This is a genomic window from Lysinibacillus cavernae, from assembly GCF_009724685.1.
Classification (GTDB): Bacteria; Bacillota; Bacilli; order Bacillales_A; family Planococcaceae; genus Lysinibacillus; species Lysinibacillus cavernae.
In genome coordinates this window covers 848,034-866,079 of sequence record NZ_WMEF01000001.1, presented here as the reverse complement: position 1 = coordinate 866,079, position 18,046 = coordinate 848,034, and the positions used below count along the sequence as shown (strand labels likewise).

The following is an 18,046-nucleotide window of genomic DNA, read 5'->3' as shown; positions in this document are numbered from 1 at the left end:
GAATTTCGATTTTATTCATCTTTTAGCTTAAGGATAACTGGGTCTTTATTTTGATAGACTGCTAATAAGTGATTGGCGTTCATTCCATGTCATTGGTGGAATGGTAGATTTACGTTCAACCATTGTAATGGCACCATCAACAGGACAAACAATAGAGCATAGATTACAGCCTACACAGTCCTCCTCACGAACTTTGAGCATCGGGCGGCCATCCGCTGTATAGAGATCAATGCATTGATGAGATGTATCTTCGCAAGCAATATGGCACTTATTACAATTAATGCAAACATCGTTATTGATTTCAGCGACAATTTTATAATTTAAATCCAGATCACCCCAGTTTGAATACCTTTGCACGGAACGACCGACTAAATCCATGACCGAAGCTAACCCTTTATCATCTAAATAATTATTGAGCCCATCAATCATATCCTCTACAATGCTAAAACCATGGTGCATCGCTGCCGTACAAACTTGAACGCCTGTCGCACCCATTAAAATAAATTCAGCTGCATCTTGCCAATTCGAGATGCCTCCAATTCCTGAAATAGGTAAATTCACCAATGGATTGCGCGCACATTCAGCCACCATATTGAGCGCAATCGGTTTAACAGCTGGGCCACAATAACCACCATGTGCTCCTTTACCTGCAACATGTGGGACAGTATTCCAAGAATCTAAATCTACACCTGCTAAACTATTAATCGTGTTAATCATACTGATAGCATCTGCTCCACCTCTTGTCGCCGCTTCTGCCGTTACAGTTATATCCGTAATGTTTGGCGTCAACTTAACAATCACCGGTGTACGCGCCGCTTCCTTTACCCAGTACGTTTGCTTTTCCACCAATTCAGGGACTTGACCAGAGGCAGAACCCATGCCTCGTTCTGCCATCCCATGTGGACAACCAAAGTTAAGCTCAAGACCATCAACCCCCACATCTTCTACCCGTTTCACAATTTCATGCCACTTTTCCTGCTTTGGCTCCACCATTAAAGAGGCAATGATTGCGTGATTAGGGAATTTCTTTTTCGTCTCATAAATTTCTTTTAAATTCACTTCTAACGGTCGATCCGTAATTAATTCAATATTGTTGAAACCTGCCACACGTTGACCATTATAACTAACAGCAGCAAAACGAGAAGACACATTTAAAATCGGTTCCCCCAATGTTTTCCATACAGCGCCACCCCATCCTGCTTCAAATGCGCGCTGCACTTGATAGCCTGAATTTGTTGGTGGTGCGGATGCCAGCCAAAATGGATTCGGTGATTTGATGCCCGCTAAGTTAATGCTTAAGTCTGCCATGTAAGTTCCCCCTCTATCCCGTACTAACAATCTTTTTTGTACCGAAAGCATAGCGTCAGGTACAGGCTATAAGATTCCCACTTCAAATGTAAAGTAACGCCCAAATATTTAAATGGGAGAACAACAGCCTGTAAAAACCCGATTGGTGAAACTAACAATCAGTGGAGGATGAAAAACCTCCACTGATTGAAGGTTCACTTTATGCAATCTCACTTGGTTTTCTTAAACGTTCATGAATCTTGTATGCTGCATCTTTTCCTTGCTGTACAGCGGTCACCACCATCGCCTCGCCCTGCCCATTGCCAAAGACAACATCTCCACACGCAAACACTTTGACATTGGATGTTTGCATTGTCGTCTCATCTATATCGACAACTCCATTTGTATGAACTAAACCAAAGGCTTCAATTAACGACACAAAACGGGTTTGCCCAATCGCTTTAATAACTGCATCCACTTCAATAACAAAATTAGAACCCTTTACTTCTTCTGGTCTTTGTCGACCATCAGAACCTGCCTCACCGAGCTTCATTTTCACACATTCAATGCCTGTTACTTTGCCCGCTTCATTGCCAATAATTTTCTTTGGTGCTGTTAGCCATTTAAATTCCACACCATCCTGCTTAGCAAATTCATACTCAAATTTGTACGCCGTCATTTCTTTTTGTGTTCTTCGATAAAGAATTTGTACATTGTCAGCACCTAAACGCACCGCACTGGTAGCACCATCAATTGCCGTATTACCAGCACCAATTACAGCAACGCATTTCCCAACAATGTCATTTGTAAGCGGTCCCATTTTTGTTTTTCTAACAAACTCAATGGCATCATGTACGCCATCTAAATCTTCTCCTTCAATTCCTAGATTCGGTACAGCACCCATACCGACAGCTAAGATAACGCTGTCATATTGCGCCAAAATTTCATCCGCAGATATATCCACACCTACAGCTGTATTCGTTTGAATGTCCACTCCAAGTTGTTCAATTTGCTCTACTTCCCAATCCACGACATCATTTGGTAATCGGAACGCTACAATACCATAGCTACCTAAGCCGCCAGCCTTCCCCTCAGCCTCATAAATGGTTACTTGGTAGCCTAAGCGACTGAGTTCACGTGCTGCTGACAAACCAGCAGGACCCGCCCCAATGATGGCAACTTTCTGTCCATTACTTTGCCCCGGCTTAAATAGCTGAGCATTAGTTTCCATTGCCCAATCCGTTGCATAACGCTGTAACTCACCAATTTTAATTGGCTTTGTTGATGAATTTAAGACACACGCCCCTTCACATAGTTCTTCCGTGGGACAAACCCTTGCACAGCTTGCACCAATAGGATTTGCTTCTAATATAGTCGTAGCAGAACCCTTCATATTACCAGATGCAATTTTTTTTATGAAATTTGGAATTTGAATACTTGTCGGACATGCTTTAATACATGGTGCGTCATAGCAATATAGACAACGATTGGCTTCCTCAATAGCCTCATTCTTTGTCATCTTGCTTTTTAATTCCATAAAATTACGTCTAAGCTGCATTGTCATCACATTTTCTTGAATCGGAACCATTTCCACATCCCCCTCATGTGTTCATTTTTTCCGTACATCAATTACTAGACCGATTGCTTTGCTCTCCACTCAAAGCAATCGGTCCTATACTGAAGGAAGCTAAATTTTCAGCGCTTCCGCAGTTACTGTTTTTAATGGACGCTTAATATAGTGTCCACTGCCAAGTACGCCTACAAATTCTTTATTTTTAATGACATATTCTCCACGCACTAGTACACTCACAGGCTCACCTGTTACTTCCCAGCCTTCATATGGGTTATAGTCAACATTCATATGATGTGTTTTAGCTGAAATTTGACGTTTAGCCTCTGGATCAAAAATAACGATATCTGCATCAGAGCCGATGGCAATCGTCCCTTTTTGCGGGAATAACCCAAATATTTTTGCTGCACTAGTTGAAATCATATCAACAAATTCATTGATAGAAATTCTACCTTTTGCAACGCCCTCTGAATATAAAATACTGAAGCGATCTTCAATAAATGGACCACCATTTGGAATTTTCGAGAAGTCATTTAGGCCGAGCTGCTTTTTGCCCTTAAAGCTAAAGGAACATTGGTCAGAACCAATTGTCTGTAGCTGTTTTGCCTTTAATGCATTCCATAAATGTTCTTGATGGTATTTCGGGCGCAGTGGTGGCGACCAAACATATTTTGCTCCCTCAAAGCCTGGCTGTGCTAAGGCTGATTGATCGAGTGTTAAATATGGTGGGCATGTTTCACCATAAACGTCATAGCCCTTTTCACGAGCAGCAATAATTTCATCTACTGCTTCCTTACATGTCACATGCACAACATATAGTTTCGCACCAGCTATATGCGCTAATTCTATAGCACGTTTTGTTGCCTCTCCCTCTAATTCGGCTGGGCGAGTCAATGCATGATAGATCGGTTCCTTATGTCCTGAACGTCTAGCTTCTTCTACTAGCTCATCAATAACAGAGCCATTTTCACAATGTACCATCACTACGGCACCAAGATTTTTTGCAATTTTGAAAGCTTTAAATAGTGTACGATCCGTCGCTTGAAATTCTTTTGCATAAGCCATAAAGACTTTTACAGAAGTGATGCCCTCTTGCTCTAATAGTTGTGGTAATTCGGCTTCGGTTTCAGGCGTTAATTCACCAATCATCAGGTGGAACCCATAGTCAATGGCTGACTTTCCTTTGGCCTTGTCATGCCATTTCTCCACCGCTGCAGATAATTTTTCTTCTCCAGCTGTTAAACAGAAATCTAAAATAGTAGTTGTCCCACCAAAAGCCGCTGCAATCGTGCCTGATTTCCAATCATCATCTGTAACCGTATTATTGAATGGCATGTCTAAATGCGTATGGGGATCAATCCCACCAGGCAATACGTACTTACCCGTAGCATCAATAATGTCAGCGCCAGTATCCGTTAAATTTTGTCCGATTTGAACAATTTTACCGTTCTCAATTAAAATATCTGCCTCAAATACATCAGCAGCAGTTGCTACTCGTCCACCTTTAATGATTTTTTTCATCTGCCCCTCACCCTTCATCACAAAATTAGAGAATGCTTGATTTTTAATGCAATGTATATGTTTCGCCCATACTAAACTTTGTTTGTAGCGTTAAAACTGTTTCTAGCAAAATATCTGCTCCCTTTGCACAATCCTCAAAGGTTGTTTCCTCTTCCTCACAATGGCTCTTCCCTTGGATACTTGGGACAAAAATCATTGCGGATGGTACCATACTCGCCATATACTGTGCATCATGCCCCGCTCCACTAAACATGCGATGAGCAGAATAACCGAAGCTCTGACATGCTCTTTCTACTTCATTGCAAATGGCAACATCAAAATACACAGTATCCCTACCCCATAGTTTTACAGGCTGAATACTGCATCCCCCTGCTGTTTCTGGAAGAACATTTAGAATATCTTCAACCTGTTGCATGACCTCAGGCTTTTGATGGCGCGAATCAATTGTAAATGTCACCTTATTTGGAATCACTGTATGAATATTCGGTAAAACATTCATGCGACCAAATGTAAAAACAAGCTGTTCGTCCAGTTTCCCTAATTGCTCATGAAGCTCGGTAATAATCGTTGATGCAACAATCATCGGGTCTTTGCGCATCGACATTGGCGTTGTTCCAGCATGATTCGATTGCCCTGTAATCGTAATTTCATAGCAAACCATGCCGAGTACACCCTCAACAACACCAATTTCACGTTGTTTCGCCTCTAACACTGGCCCTTGCTCAATATGCAGCTCAATATAAGCAAGTGCTTCTTTCAGACGATTGGCTTGCTCTCCCTCATAGCCACTTGCTTGTAATGCTTCTTGAAAACGAATACCATTTTTATCTTTGGCTTGTAGCATCTTTTCTTTATCAAATTTCGAGGTGATTACGCCTGAACTCATCATGGCTGGATCAAAGCGCGCGCCTTCTTCATTCGTGAAATTCACAATCATAAGTGGAATTTCAACTTCAATATCATTTTCCTTAATTGTTCGAATCGCCTCGATAGCTGTTAATATACCTAACACGCCATCAAATCTACCACCTTTTTCAACCGAATCAAGATGGGAACCCATGACGATTGGCGGCACATTCTTCTTCCCAGGAAGCGTGGCATAAATGTTGCCCATATCGTCCACCTGAATGTCCATGCCTAACGCTTCACAACACTCACAAAAATAGTTTCTTGCTAAAACATCCTCATCCGAAAGAGACAAACGTGTGACACCACCATTGTCGGTGGCTCCAAATTGACTAAATTGTTCGATTAACTCTTGCAATCGTCTACTATTACATTTATACATATGCAAGTCCTCTCTTTCACAGTAGTTAATAAACATTCTAAAATAGATAAAATTTGTGAGATATGGATATAAAACTAAAAAAATATGTGCAACTGCACATCATATATGGTAAGTTATGTTCATAATTAAGGGGGGAAGGTATGGGGACGATTCGTAAAATTGTAGAGGGAGTTCAATTCCCAATGCTTACATTAGTCGCGGGACATAGTGGTACGTATCGAAGAGTTACGGGTATTAATGTCGTTGAAAGCAGTGATTTAATCATGTTTTGTAGACCCAATGAATTAGTCGTCACAACAGGTATTAATTTAGATGCACAGGAAGATTCTTTAGAACAACTTGTGAAACAAGCATACGTGAAAAAAGTAGCTGGTTTTATCATTAATACAGGACCATTCATTCCTGATATTCCAGAAGCCGTCATCTCTTTTGCTAATCAACATGATTTCCCTATTTTTCAAATGCCATGGAATTATCGCATTGCTGATCTATTAAAAACTACCTTTCAATTTATTGCTAACCACCATCAGGAGCTTTCCGTCGAAGAAAAAGTTCTTTTCAATCTACTATTTCATTACAAACAAAACGCAAACTCTATGAAAGATCAATTAGCACAGCTAGGTTTTCCTCAAGGGAGAGAATTAGCGATCATTACTTGCACGACAATTGGTACTCAAGCCACTATTGACCGTTATGAGGTGATGATGCAATTCGCTTTTCAAAATCGCTATCAACGCTTCCTAAAATTAAAGCATAAAAACCACCTCATCTTTTTAATTGATAAAACACAAATCAATACACCAAATATACCTTTCTCAAAAATCGTTGAAGAAATCTATGAAAAAATCACAATAAAAAATGGTTTCTTGGATATTATCATCGGAAAAGGAAACTATCATAAAGAACTAGAAAATGTTCGCAAAAGCTATGATGAGTCTTTAACCGTCATTCATTTAGCACAGCTTCATAACAACCGTTATTTATACAAATATAAAGAAATCGGTGCCTATAAAATACTCATGGCTGTGCAAAATCAACCATTGATGAAGTCCTTCAGTCAGGATATTTTAGGCCTGCTTTACCGCTATGATGAATTACACAACACAGATTATGTACCTTTTTTACGTATATTTGTTGAGGAAAATGGTAGTACGAGCAGGATAAGTGAGCGCCAATTTATTCATCGTAACACGGTCCTTTATAAAATTAAAAAGATCGAAATGTTATTAGACATGGACTTAAGCAATCCATTTACGAAGACAAACTTGTATATTGCCTTTTTAATAGAGGATATTTTAACACATCAATAGTTTGACACACTATTAAATTTTCTGAATTTTCTTTCTTATAAATACCCCTTCTAAAATTCAGATGGCATACATATAAAGTACAAATGGGGTCGACTGTGCATTTTTGTTGCCCACATCTGACTAAAACGTATGCATGCTAATCTACTACCTGTACAGAAGGAGTGAAGCTTCGTGACGAATGTAACAAGTCCAAATTGGCAAGTGAAAGATGAACAATTTGTTTGGCACTCAATGAAACCATACAATCCAAATGCAACGATGATTGTCCAATCTTCTAAAGGGGCATGGATTACCGACATTGAAGGAAAACGCTATTTAGATGCTATGGCTGGTTTATGGTGTGTGAATGTTGGCTATGGACGAGAGGAAGTTGCCAAGGTCGCCTATGAGCAATTGCTTGAAAATACGTATACTCCACTATCTGTTGGGCATATACCTGCCATTCGATTAAGTGAAAAAATTAGTGAGCTTTTGGGGGAAGATTATGTCGTCTTTTTCTCAAATAGTGGCTCTGAAGCAAATGAAGCTGCCTTCAAAATCGCTAGACAGTATCACCAACAAAAGGGTCACGTCAATCGAACGAAAATCATTTCACGTTATCGTGCCTATCATGGTAGCTCAATGGGCGCCTTAGCAGCAACAGGACAAGCCCAACGAAAATATAAATATGAGCCACTGGCACCTGGTTTTCTACATGTCACACCGCCCGACTCGTATCGTGCAAATGAAGACCATATTAAAAGTAAGGATCCTTATGCATTGCCATCTGTTCAAGCGATTGATCATGTCATGACATGGGAAATGTCAGATTCGATTGCTGCTGTTATTATGGAGCCTATCATAACAGGTGGTGGCGTTATTATGCCACATGACAATTACTTACAAGGGGTCAAAGCTGTTTGTGAAAAGCATGGTGCACTACTCATTGTTGATGAGGTAATTTGTGGTTTTGGACGCACTGGCAAAGCATTCGGTTTCCAAAACTACGGCATCCAACCTGATATTGTCACAATGGCTAAAGGTTTAACAAGCGCTTATATGCCACTTTCTGCTACTGCTGTTCGACGTGAAATTTATGAGGCTTTTGCAGGCAGTGAAGAATATGACTTTTTCCGGCATGTCAACACGTTCGGTGGATCGCCAGCGGCATGTGCCGTAGCGTTAAAAAATATTGATATTATGGAACAAGAAAATTTATTTGCCCACTCAGCTGAGCTAGGTGCTACGCTTCTTACTACCTTACAGGAGCAATTAAATGAACACCCACATGTTGGTGATATTCGTGGAAAAGGCTTATTAATTGGTGTAGAGCTTGTTCAAGATAAAAGCAGCAAAACACCACTGGATGTCACGCTTGTGAACAAAGTAATTGCGCAATGTAAGCAACAGGGGTTAATCATTGGGAAAAATGGTGTAACCGTTGCAGGCTTTAATAATGTGCTGACGCTATCTCCTCCACTGATAATCTCCACAGATGAGATAGATTTCATTGTTGAAAAATTTGTTCAAGCCTTACATTCAATCAAACAGTAGGAGGAACTACTAGATGGTAACGAATACAGATATTAAAGAATTAGGTCATTTCATCAATGGACAAATTGTGTTAGGGAAAAGTGGACAGTTTTCAGACGTTTACAACCCAAGCACTGGCACCGTGATTGCGCGTGCTCCTTTAGCAACAAAAGAGGAGGTTCAGGAAGCAATCACAGCTGCCAAAGCCGCCTTCCCTGCTTGGCGCGCATTATCGGTAGGCAAACGAGCAGAAATCGTCCTAAAGTTTCGTCAATTACTAACAGAAAATATGGATGAGCTAATCGATATGATTTGCACAGAGAGCGGCAAAACGATTGAGGATGCTAAAGGTGAAATAACACGTGGCTTAGAGTCGGTAGATTTAGCCATCAATGCACCCCATCTGTTAAAAGGTGAATATTCCGTTAACGTTGGAGGCAATATAAATGCCTATTCTGCGAAAGCACCATTAGGCGTAGTGGCAGCTATTTCGCCATTTAATTTCCCTGTCATGGTACCGCTTGCCATTACTAGCATGGCAGTAGCTGTCGGTAACTGTGTTATTTTAAAGCCTTCAGAGCGTGTTCCTTGCTCTGCTTTGTTTTTATCTGAGCTATGGAAGGAAGCAGGTTTACCAGATGGTGTTTGGACAGTGATCAATGGCGATAAAGATGCAGTCAACGAGCTATTATCACATCCAGCAATCGAAGCGATTTCCTTTGTAGGTTCTACGCCAGTTGCAGAAGCCATTTATGCAACAGCCTCCAAACACGGGAAACGTGTCACGGCTTTGGGTGGTGGTAAAAATAATATGGTTGTTATGCCAGATGCGGACTTAGAACAAGCTGCGAATGCCTTTTTAGGTGCTGCTTATGGAGCAGCCTCTCAGCGGTGTATGGCACTTTCTACTATTATTCCTGTAGGTGAGGATACTGCCAATAAATTAGTCAGTATTCTTGCTGATAAAATTGCCAAATTAAAAGTGGGTCCCTATACAGATTCAGAAGTCGACTTTGGGCCAGTCATCACGCAACAATCAAAGGATGCCGTTATTGGCTTTATCGACCGTAGCGTAGAAGAAGGAGCTACTATTGTCTATGATGGACGAAATCCTGATATTGCCAAGCATTCGAACGGCTTCTACCTTGGTCCTACCCTACTTGATCATGTAAAGCCTGGTATGGAAATTTATGAGCAAGAGGTATTTGGTCCTGCACGTAACGTTGTCCGTGTGGAAACATTAGATGAGGCGATTGCCCTCATCAACGCCCATGAATTTGGCAATGGTGTCACAATATTCACAAATAACGGTGCGTCGGCTTGAAAATTTACCACTGAAATTGAAGTAGGAATGGTTGGTGTCAATGTACCGATTCCCATCCCAGTAGGTTATCATAATTTCGGTGGCTGGAAACGTTCAAGATTTGGTGAGGGGCATATGTTTGGTCCTGATCAAGTGCGTTTCTTCACAAAAGCAAAAACTATTTCTGAAAAATGGGTTGAACAAGGGCATGATGCAACCACTTCATTTGCTTTTCCTTCATAGTGTTGAAAAACAAAACCATCCACAGAATTTGCGAAAGGTGAAAATGGATTTCCGTTGCAGGCTACTTGCTTTGTCGCTGACGCTTCGCTTTCGCGTAGAGCAAGGCTTCCTGTGGGCGAGCGCCGAGCCGCTTCCTCCGCTACTGCTCCGTGCAGGGGCTCGCCTGTCTCGCTATCCCACGGGAGTCAAGTAGCCTTCCACTCCAATCCATAAAAATGTTTCTTTTTAGCAAAAGTTTTCAAATGAAGTGAAGGTATTCATTACACTTTATGGAGAGGTGTTGTCACTCATCACTTCTCCACATTGAAAATAAGAGCCTATCCATTCTCTAATTAGACAAATAATGGGCTATTTTGTTCACTACGGCTCGTATAAAAGATAAGGAAAAGGCACTTGTTCACATGGGTGATTGGAGTGGAGCCAGCGTCACTCCTAGGGGATTTAGCGCCACAGGTGAGACCCTGGAGCGAACGGAGTGAGTGAAGCGGCTCATCGGACGCCCCCTGGAAAGGACGCTGGCGGAACGGAAATTATCCTCTCACCTTTCAAAAAACTGCTTTTTCTGCCGTTGACATCACCTTTTTTCAACAACATGAAACATTCGCATAGTCTCTACGCGAATGTTTCTGCTCGATATTAAAAAAACTGACGAACCAAGTGGCCACCAGTTTTTCCAATTTGATTATTCGTTCTCTTTTTTCTCCACTTTTTTCACTTCAGTCTTTGTTACTTCAGTGAAATCCGCTTCTTCCCCAGCCTCCATGCCATAGCTAGGATTTCTGTCCATACGAGTGAATGTATCCACATCATCCTCGTCTTCAAATCGCTTCACAAGCATTGGTATTGTGATCAGCCCCGCAAGTCCAACAAGGGCATAAATCCATCGAGATAAGACCGCAGTTTGTCCACCAAACAAATAGGCAACTAAATCAAACCTAAAGAATCCAATGAGTCCCCAGTTGATTGCCCCTATAATGACTAATACTAAAGCGATTCTATAAAGTACGTTCATGAGTACACCTCCTTTATCGTCTTATACTCCAAACTAAATTCTCAGCAGGGAGATGTCATAAGAAGCGATAAAATGACAAAGACTAGTCACTAAAACCGCCATTTTGACGATCTTATTTTTTGCAATTACCACTTTTTTATACAGTGTAGAATTGCCATGGTATCAGTCAAAGTGACAAAGGAAGGTACGATGAAGTACGAATATTATTTGGATAGACTTTTATGAGTTTGCTCGTGCTGAAGTAGCCATTCTTTACGCCACATTCCGCCCCCATAACCAGTTAACGTTCCATTGGAACCAATAATTCGATGACAGGGAACAACGATGCTTATATTATTTTTGCCATTCGCACTACCGACAGCTCTTACGGCTTTTTCATTGTTAATGGCAATGGCAATATCTTTATAAGAAGCCGTTTTACCATAGCCTATATTAGGTAACGCATGCCAAACAGCTTGTTGAAAGTCTGTTCCTTCAAATACGTAGGGAAATGAAAACTCCTGACGTTCACCAATAAAATACTCATGCAACTGATTGGAACACTCTAGCAGAACTTGAGGCGTTTCTTGTTCGGGAACATTGACGATCTGTTCTTGCTCTGAAAAGTTAATCCCCAAAATACCAGTATCACTTCCCTCTATTTCAATAATACCAATTGGCGATTTGTAATCTAATTTATACCGTTTCATATAATGACCTCCATAAATAAAAGGTGGCATATGCTTGCCAGCCTTGCCAGTGCTTCGCATAGACATTCATTTCTTCAATCGTAGGTTTTCGGTCTAACAACAATTGTGTTTTTAATGCATTATGCAGACCAACATCTGCTATTGGAAAGGCAGATGGCTCTTGTAAACATTTCATAAGTACATAATCTGCTGTCCATGCGCCAATTCCTCTAATAGCCATTAAACTTTTTTTCATGGCTTGGTAGTCGTCTTTTTGACGCAATAAATCTTTTGTTAATTGACCGTTAGTGATGTTTTTCGCAATATCTATAATGTATTCTGATTTCCTTCGTGTAAATTTTAATGCTCGCAAATCATCTACTTGTAGGGTAGCTATTTTTTCAGGTGTTGGAAACAGCCAGTAGCTTTGCCCCTTAAAGGTTACGTTCTCTCCAAAACGCTCTACAAATCGCTTTTTTAACGTATAGGCAAATGTTAAATTGATTTGTTGTCCGATGATAGCCCATACTAATGCTTCAAAAAAATCAGGTATCCCAATTAACCGTAATCCTCTATATTTTTTCGTGAGTGGCTGCAAGATTTGATCCTTTTCAGCCATTTTATAATAGTCATGCAAATCCTTTTTTAAGTCAAACCACTCTGTTATATATTGCACAATTATTGCTCTTTCATTGACAGATGGCTGATCCATTGGAAAATCTACTTTCAATTTATTCGCTTGTTTACTCAATACACATAAAATAGGTTGTTCGCTGACCTTCAATAATTTACAGAGAGAGCCCTCATTTATATGATGTAAAATTTCTTGGTTAGAGCGATTTAAGAACAGCAAACACTCTGAATAATTGAATTCTTTCGGTGGCTCGATTTCTAGATACGTATCGTGATTCATCCAGTTCATACCCTGACTCCTTCTATGAAAGATTTCGATATTCTGTAGGTGAACAATTTTTTAACCGTCGAAAAACTTTATAAAAGTTAGAGGGACTTTGAAATCCTGCTTCATAGCAAATTTCTAAATTTGTATAGTCTGTATGCTTTAATAGATGCGCAGCCTTATCGATTCTAATTTTTTCTAAATATGTTCGGGGTGTCTCCGCTGTTTCCTGTTTAAATAGTCGTTCAAGATGAAATGGACTAATGCCAACATGCTCTGCCATATTTTGTAGTGTCACCTTTTGTTTATATTCGTTGATGATAAAAGCTGTCACATTTTTGATTAATTGCGTATGTGGTGAATGTTCGATTTCAGGCTGACATCGTTTACATGCACGATAGCCAGCCTCCTCTACTTTTTGGATATCCTCATAAAATTCAACATTCATTTTTTTTGGTTTTCTAGATTTACAGGAAGGACGACAATAAATTTTAGTGGTTTTTACAGCAGTATAAAATAGCCCATCATAGGTTTGGTCACAAGCCATAATTTTTTCCCATTTCTCTTCGAAGGATAAATTGATTGGACTGTTCACTACCTCTCACCTCGTTTTCACATATTACTCATATAAACATGAAGTATCTTGGTTCTCTAATAATTGTGCAGCATTTTTTGTTAAAAAAGCAATAATTTTATCTGAAAGTGCATTGCCAAAACTAAAACGTCTCACGCCTAATTCTTTTAATCGTTGGCAATTTGTTAAGGCTGGTAATGAAAGAAGATTAATTGGTGCCTCTACATTACTTGTAATGGCTTTTATTTCGTTGGCATCTGTTAATCCAGGGATAAATATACCACTTGCCCCGCTCTCAACATAAGCTTTTGCTCGACTCATCGTTTCTTCGAATGGTCTCTCCAATTGAAAATACGTATCAGTTCTTGCATTAATAAAGAAATCTTTATAACCGTGGTGATCTAACTTTACCCTCATGCTTGTTAACAGGCGACCGTGTTCTGTTAGACTTCTTAATCCGGATTGATTTTTAAGGGAATCCTCGATGTTAATCCCTGCAACGCCGACATCCGCCGTTCTTAATACATTATCGATAATACTTTGTTCATCCTGTCCATACCCTGCCTCAATATCTCCAGATACTGGTATGTTCACATGCTCTACTATGGATTGAATGATATTTAGGTGTCGATGGAAATCAATACATTCACCATCTGTATAGCCAAATGAATTGGCAATGCCACAGCTTGTTGTGCCAATCGCTTGAAAGCCTGCTTTTTCTAACATGATTGCCGATAATACATCCCACGCATTCCCGATAAATAATAGCTCTTGTGTAAAATGCAAGTCATTGAATTCTTGAATTTTTGACATATTGAAGCCTCCATACTGTTTATTAGACCTCATATTATCAGGAAATATCCGTTTATTTCGTCCTCAATCTTGCTGTTATGGTCTATAATAATACCGTAGCAATTAACTTAAATTTCTAAAAAGAGCAAATTCAACAAAATTAATGTTGAAATTTATATAAAATTCAATTGTTTCACTTATGATCTAGTAACCGTAGAATAGGAGCAATGAATCTTTGATGAAAAACAAAAAAATAGCTTTATTTTTCTTTTTTACCCTTTTTATGTTCACCCATATCTCCACTGCCAGTTCAATGAGCCCAACAGATGAACTGGTGGATCCTATTACCTTAGGGCCACATTATGATGTTTTTCGAGACACTTCAAAAAAAGTCTCCTTTGAAGAAATTTTGAGTGGTACCTATAAGCATCATTTTATTGCTAGTGATCAACAATATCCTTTCTTTTGGCATACAAATGACACCATTTGGCTGCATTTATCTATCGATGCTATTTTAGGAGATAAAAAGGGGACCTATTGGCTAGAGGTAACAGATAAATTAGATAGTATTGAAATGTTCTTAGTGAAGTCAGATGGCTCTTATGATGTGCAAAAAAGGGGAATCGCCAATTTAGGTGAACAATCTATCCCTTCTCGTTCTAATTTATTTCAAATCCAAAGCCCCACTATTCATGAGATTTATATAAAACTAGACGGGGCATTGCCATTAAGTTTAACCTCCTATCTTTTTACAGAAGTTAGTTTTACAAACAAGATTAGTGAATATAAATTTTTGACAGGCATTTTTTATGGTTTTTTATCTGCCCTATTGATTTATAATTTGTTTTTATATTTTTCATTAAAGGATAAGGCTTATTTTTATTACGTTTTATATATGTTGAGCTTTATTTTCTATCAAGCAACTTTGAATTCTTTAGACATAGAATTACTTGGATCATTGTTGCCTAAAGCGTTTTTTATCAAATCTTTAACAATCAGTGGAAATCTTTTGCTCTTATTTATGCTTTTATTTTGCAATCAGTTTTTAGAATTAAAAAAGTATTTACCACCATTCCATAAAATCGGAAAACTACTCTTTTGGATCACAATCTGTTCTTTAATAGCCTCCTTTATTGTTCCTGATGTTTCTATCACGAATAATTTCACAACCAGTTTTGCTGTTGTTGTCTTTATCTTCTTATGGTTGTCAGGCATTTTAGTTTTAATAAAAGGTCATAAGATGGCTCGATATTATATTATTGGTTGGACGGTTTTGCTGGGCTCCATTATCGTTCAAGCGTTGGCTTTTTTAAGTGTTATCCCCTTCCATCCTCGTATATTTGAGGAAGCTCCAGCTATTGGTGCTATATTTGAGTCAATATTTTTATCATTAGCATTAGGCGATAAAATCAATATTATAAAGAAAGAACACCAGGTCATGCAGGAAACATTAAATGACACGCTTGAACAGAAAGTCCAAGAGCGAACACAAGAGCTTGAATTAGCCAAACACAAGCTCGAGGCATTAGCTAACACGGATCGTCTGACACAAATCCCAAATCGTGTGCGCTTAGATTACGTATTAGAAAAAGAATTTGAACAAGCTAAAGGAAATGGAACGCCACTCTCTATTATCCTGTTAGATATAGATTACTTCAAAGCCGTGAACGATGAATTTGGGCATCAGGTAGGTGACATGGTATTAAAGAGTGCAGCAGAACTCTTGAAAAATAATGTGCACATGAAACAAATCGTTGGTAGATGGGGTGGCGAAGAATTTTTAGTTATTTGTCCAAATACTCCTTTAATGGATGCTGTACAACTGTCCGAAGAGCTTCGTCATCAGCTTGAACAGCATTCATTCCCAGTTGTCCAACGCAAAACGAGTAGCTTTGGTGTGACAAGCTTTGTCATTGGCGATACGATTCATTCTTTATTATCAAGATGTGATAAAGCTTTATATCAGGCGAAACATCATGGTAGAAACCGTGTGGAATTTATACTTGATGATACATGTCTGGAGACTAATAAAGAGGCGCCAACGTTATCGTGACGCCTCTTTGCATTGATTTACTCATTGACCTCAGATGCATATTGTCTAATGTGTAAAGGTTTAATATTATTAGGAATTGGGTTTTGATAAACCTCATTCCCTAAACGCTCTTTTACCTCTTATTTTGCTTGTTCTATTAATTGAGGTTGAGCAAGTATGGCAGCAGCAGTAGCAGCCATTACTTCCCCTGCATGGAGCATCCCTTTATGAGCAATGGAAGTTGTACCCGTAGCAACTGCCTGCCAAGAATGAGGCTGTGTTCCCTGTGCATGACATGTCGTTGTACACTGAACAGGAGGAACTACCCAGCTTACACCCCCAACTGTTCTAAGCGATACAGTTGATTACAGTAATCCAAGCCAAGCCTATCCCATTTTTGCTATCGGCTTTCAGCCAATAACGTCGTATATGCGCCCAACAATTAGCGAATGAAATACTAGATAGCTTACCGTATGCTTATAAAATGCTATTTTTATCGCAATTATTGTCGAAATAATGTCGAAGATTGTAAAAAAATAATAGAGTATTATAAATATCACTACTCATGATGATCTTATCTGTGTATAGTTGCATAAGATAAAATGAATAATATTCTACGATAGATGAAGGGGATTACTTTTAAATGGGAAAGAAAATTGCATGGGTTACAGATACAGCAGCATTGTTAGATGAAAAGTTCATACAGGACAATCAAATTCACGTATTACCACTTAATATAGTGTTCGAAGAAGGGGCTTTACGCGAAACTGTTGATATGACACATGATCAGTTTTACGAAAAGCTACGAAATGCTAAAAAAAATCCAAAGACATCACAACCTGCTATTGGTGAAGTTGTAGACTTATATAAATCATTAAAAGAACAAGGGTATACATGTGCAATTGCAATTCATACCTCTCAACATCTTTCAGGCACTTATCAAAGCGCTTTCACAGCAGCTGATCAAGCAGAATTTGAAGTATATCCAGTGGATTCAAAAATCGGGTCATTTCCAATGATGAAAATGATTAAACTCGGTCAGCAGTTAGAGCGTGAAGGTTTTGAACCTGGCTATATTGTTGAAAGAATCAATGAGATGGCAGATAACAGTGAGCTTTCATTTATTCCGGCTAACTTATCACAATTACATAAAAGTGGTCGAGTTTCAGGGACTCAGGCATTTTTAAGTAACTTGTTGAATATTAAAGTTGTCATTTCATTTGAAGATGGGAAGCCCGTTATGAAAGAAAAAGTACGCGCTACGACTAGAGCTAAAACATATGTACAAAATGTTTTAAATACAGATCTAGAAAAAAGTATTATCCCTGAAGTTGCAATTATTCACTGTAATGATGAAGAAGGCGCAACCGCTTGGAAAAAAGCTTTAGAGAACGAATATCCGCTCATAAACTTCTCCGTATTACCACTAAGTGCTTGTGTAGCGGTTCATGCAGGTGAAGGAACGCTTGGTTTAAGTTGGGTACGTCTACCAGCGCTTGCACCACTTAAGAAAAAGAAAGCTGAATTAGTTACTATATAAACATAATTGTAATCTAAATTATTGTAGGTACATGAAGTTGCGAAATTCCTATAAACCAACTAGTATACAGTCAGAGAGCATTTTAGCTTAAGTAAACTGGCAGATGTAACGTTTTTTTTTGAATGATAGAAGTGTTTTCATTCAGGTATGGGGGACAAGCTGTTAAATTTTGCTTGAATACGGATATTGTTATTATAGGTAATTTTGTCTTCGACGATTTGAATTATATGCGCATTTGTCGTGCGGTAGATTCCGTCGAGATAGAACGTTTCAATTGGGGAATTATCAGTGGGCGTACCTTTGCGGGACATGCTTAGGGTAATTCCTTTTTCTTTGACTGATTTTGGATACGCATATGATGTGTACACAGAACCTTGATCGCTATGCAAGATGTACCTTTTCGGTACTCACGACGAATGGCCATCTATCCTAATTTTTTTCGGATAGATGGCTAGTTTGTACATGTGGCTTGGATTTTTTTCGACCAAGGCGTGTA

Annotated in this window: 13 protein-coding genes and 3 pseudogenes; 5 read left to right on the top strand and 11 right to left on the bottom strand. The window is 39.2% G+C overall.

Annotated features, from left to right (window positions below; all coding sequences use genetic code 11):
• Positions 1-45: 45 nt before the first annotated feature.
• The 4 genes from preA to GJU32_RS04180 all read right to left on the bottom strand — a co-directional run bounded on the left by preA (position 46) and on the right by GJU32_RS04180 (position 5,666).
• Positions 46-1,308, bottom strand: a complete 1,263-nt coding sequence (gene preA, locus GJU32_RS04195; RefSeq protein WP_155590664.1) for an NAD-dependent dihydropyrimidine dehydrogenase subunit PreA — start codon at positions 1,306-1,308, stop codon at positions 46-48.
• 199 nt (positions 1,309-1,507) lie between these two features.
• The gene (locus GJU32_RS04190) at positions 1,508-2,875 is read right to left on the bottom strand and encodes an NAD(P)-dependent oxidoreductase (protein WP_155590663.1); all 1,368 of its coding nucleotides are present in this window, start codon (positions 2,873-2,875) and stop codon (positions 1,508-1,510) included.
• Positions 2,876-2,974: 99 nt separating this feature from the next.
• Positions 2,975-4,378: a dihydropyrimidinase gene (hydA, locus tag GJU32_RS04185; RefSeq protein WP_155590662.1), complete on the bottom strand. Its 1,404-nt coding sequence runs from the start codon at positions 4,376-4,378 to the stop codon at positions 2,975-2,977.
• A gap of 43 nt (positions 4,379-4,421) precedes the next feature.
• Entirely contained in the window at positions 4,422-5,666 is a 1,245-nt protein-coding gene (locus GJU32_RS04180) for a Zn-dependent hydrolase (protein ID WP_155590661.1), read from the bottom strand.
• 140 nt (positions 5,667-5,806) lie between these two features.
• Between GJU32_RS04180 and GJU32_RS04175 the strand changes: the two genes are divergently transcribed.
• The 3 genes and pseudogenes from GJU32_RS04175 (at position 5,807) to GJU32_RS04165 (ending at position 10,034) form a co-directional block, all read left to right on the top strand.
• Positions 5,807-6,976 carry a PucR family transcriptional regulator gene (locus GJU32_RS04175; protein ID WP_155590660.1) on the top strand — a complete coding sequence of 390 codons (1,170 nt, stop codon included), beginning with the start codon at positions 5,807-5,809 and terminating at the stop codon, positions 6,974-6,976.
• A 171-nt stretch (positions 6,977-7,147) separates the two neighbouring features.
• Positions 7,148-8,509, top strand: coding sequence for an aspartate aminotransferase family protein (locus tag GJU32_RS04170; protein ID WP_155590659.1), 1,362 nt, complete (start codon positions 7,148-7,150; stop codon positions 8,507-8,509).
• Between the two features lie 13 nt (positions 8,510-8,522).
• A pseudogene (locus GJU32_RS04165) lies at positions 8,523-10,034 on the top strand (CoA-acylating methylmalonate-semialdehyde dehydrogenase).
• 682 nt (positions 10,035-10,716) lie between these two features.
• On the opposite strand, the gene GJU32_RS04160 reads toward GJU32_RS04165, so the two are convergent.
• The 5 genes from GJU32_RS04160 to GJU32_RS04140 all read right to left on the bottom strand — a co-directional run bounded on the left by GJU32_RS04160 (position 10,717) and on the right by GJU32_RS04140 (position 13,999).
• Positions 10,717-11,046 carry a DUF378 domain-containing protein gene (locus GJU32_RS04160; RefSeq protein WP_155590658.1) on the bottom strand — a complete coding sequence of 110 codons (330 nt, stop codon included), beginning with the start codon at positions 11,044-11,046 and terminating at the stop codon, positions 10,717-10,719.
• Between the two features lie 203 nt (positions 11,047-11,249).
• On the bottom strand, positions 11,250-11,735 hold the full coding sequence (locus GJU32_RS04155; protein WP_155590657.1) for a methylated-DNA--[protein]-cysteine S-methyltransferase: 486 nt from the start codon (positions 11,733-11,735) through the stop codon (positions 11,250-11,252).
• The gene (locus GJU32_RS04150) at positions 11,722-12,636 is read right to left on the bottom strand and encodes a DNA-3-methyladenine glycosylase family protein (RefSeq protein ID WP_155590656.1); all 915 of its coding nucleotides are present in this window, start codon (positions 12,634-12,636) and stop codon (positions 11,722-11,724) included. The genes GJU32_RS04155 and GJU32_RS04150 overlap by 14 nt, the downstream gene beginning before the upstream one ends.
• A 13-nt stretch (positions 12,637-12,649) precedes the next feature.
• Entirely contained in the window at positions 12,650-13,207 is a 558-nt protein-coding gene (locus GJU32_RS04145) for a bifunctional transcriptional activator/DNA repair enzyme AdaA (protein WP_155590655.1), read from the bottom strand.
• Positions 13,208-13,231: 24 nt separating this feature from the next.
• The gene (locus tag GJU32_RS04140) at positions 13,232-13,999 is read right to left on the bottom strand and encodes an isocitrate lyase/PEP mutase family protein (protein ID WP_155590654.1); all 768 of its coding nucleotides are present in this window, start codon (positions 13,997-13,999) and stop codon (positions 13,232-13,234) included.
• Between the two features lie 217 nt (positions 14,000-14,216).
• Between GJU32_RS04140 and GJU32_RS04135 the strand changes: the two genes are divergently transcribed.
• Positions 14,217-16,031, top strand: coding sequence for a sensor domain-containing diguanylate cyclase (locus tag GJU32_RS04135; protein WP_230874917.1), 1,815 nt, complete (start codon positions 14,217-14,219; stop codon positions 16,029-16,031).
• A 322-nt stretch (positions 16,032-16,353) separates the two neighbouring features.
• Here the strand turns inward: GJU32_RS04135 and GJU32_RS23735 are convergent.
• Positions 16,354-16,487, bottom strand: a pseudogene (locus tag GJU32_RS23735) (IS66 family transposase); the annotation flags it as partial.
• A 166-nt stretch (positions 16,488-16,653) separates the two neighbouring features.
• Here GJU32_RS23735 and GJU32_RS04130 point away from each other — a divergent pair.
• A complete protein-coding gene (locus GJU32_RS04130; protein WP_155590653.1) occupies positions 16,654-17,550 on the top strand; it encodes a DegV family protein in 897 nt (298 codons plus the stop codon).
• 137 nt (positions 17,551-17,687) lie between these two features.
• On the opposite strand, the pseudogene GJU32_RS23315 reads toward GJU32_RS04130, so the two are convergent.
• Positions 17,688-17,957: pseudogene (locus GJU32_RS23315) on the bottom strand (IS3 family transposase); the annotation flags it as partial.
• Positions 17,958-18,046: the final 89 nt, after the last annotated feature.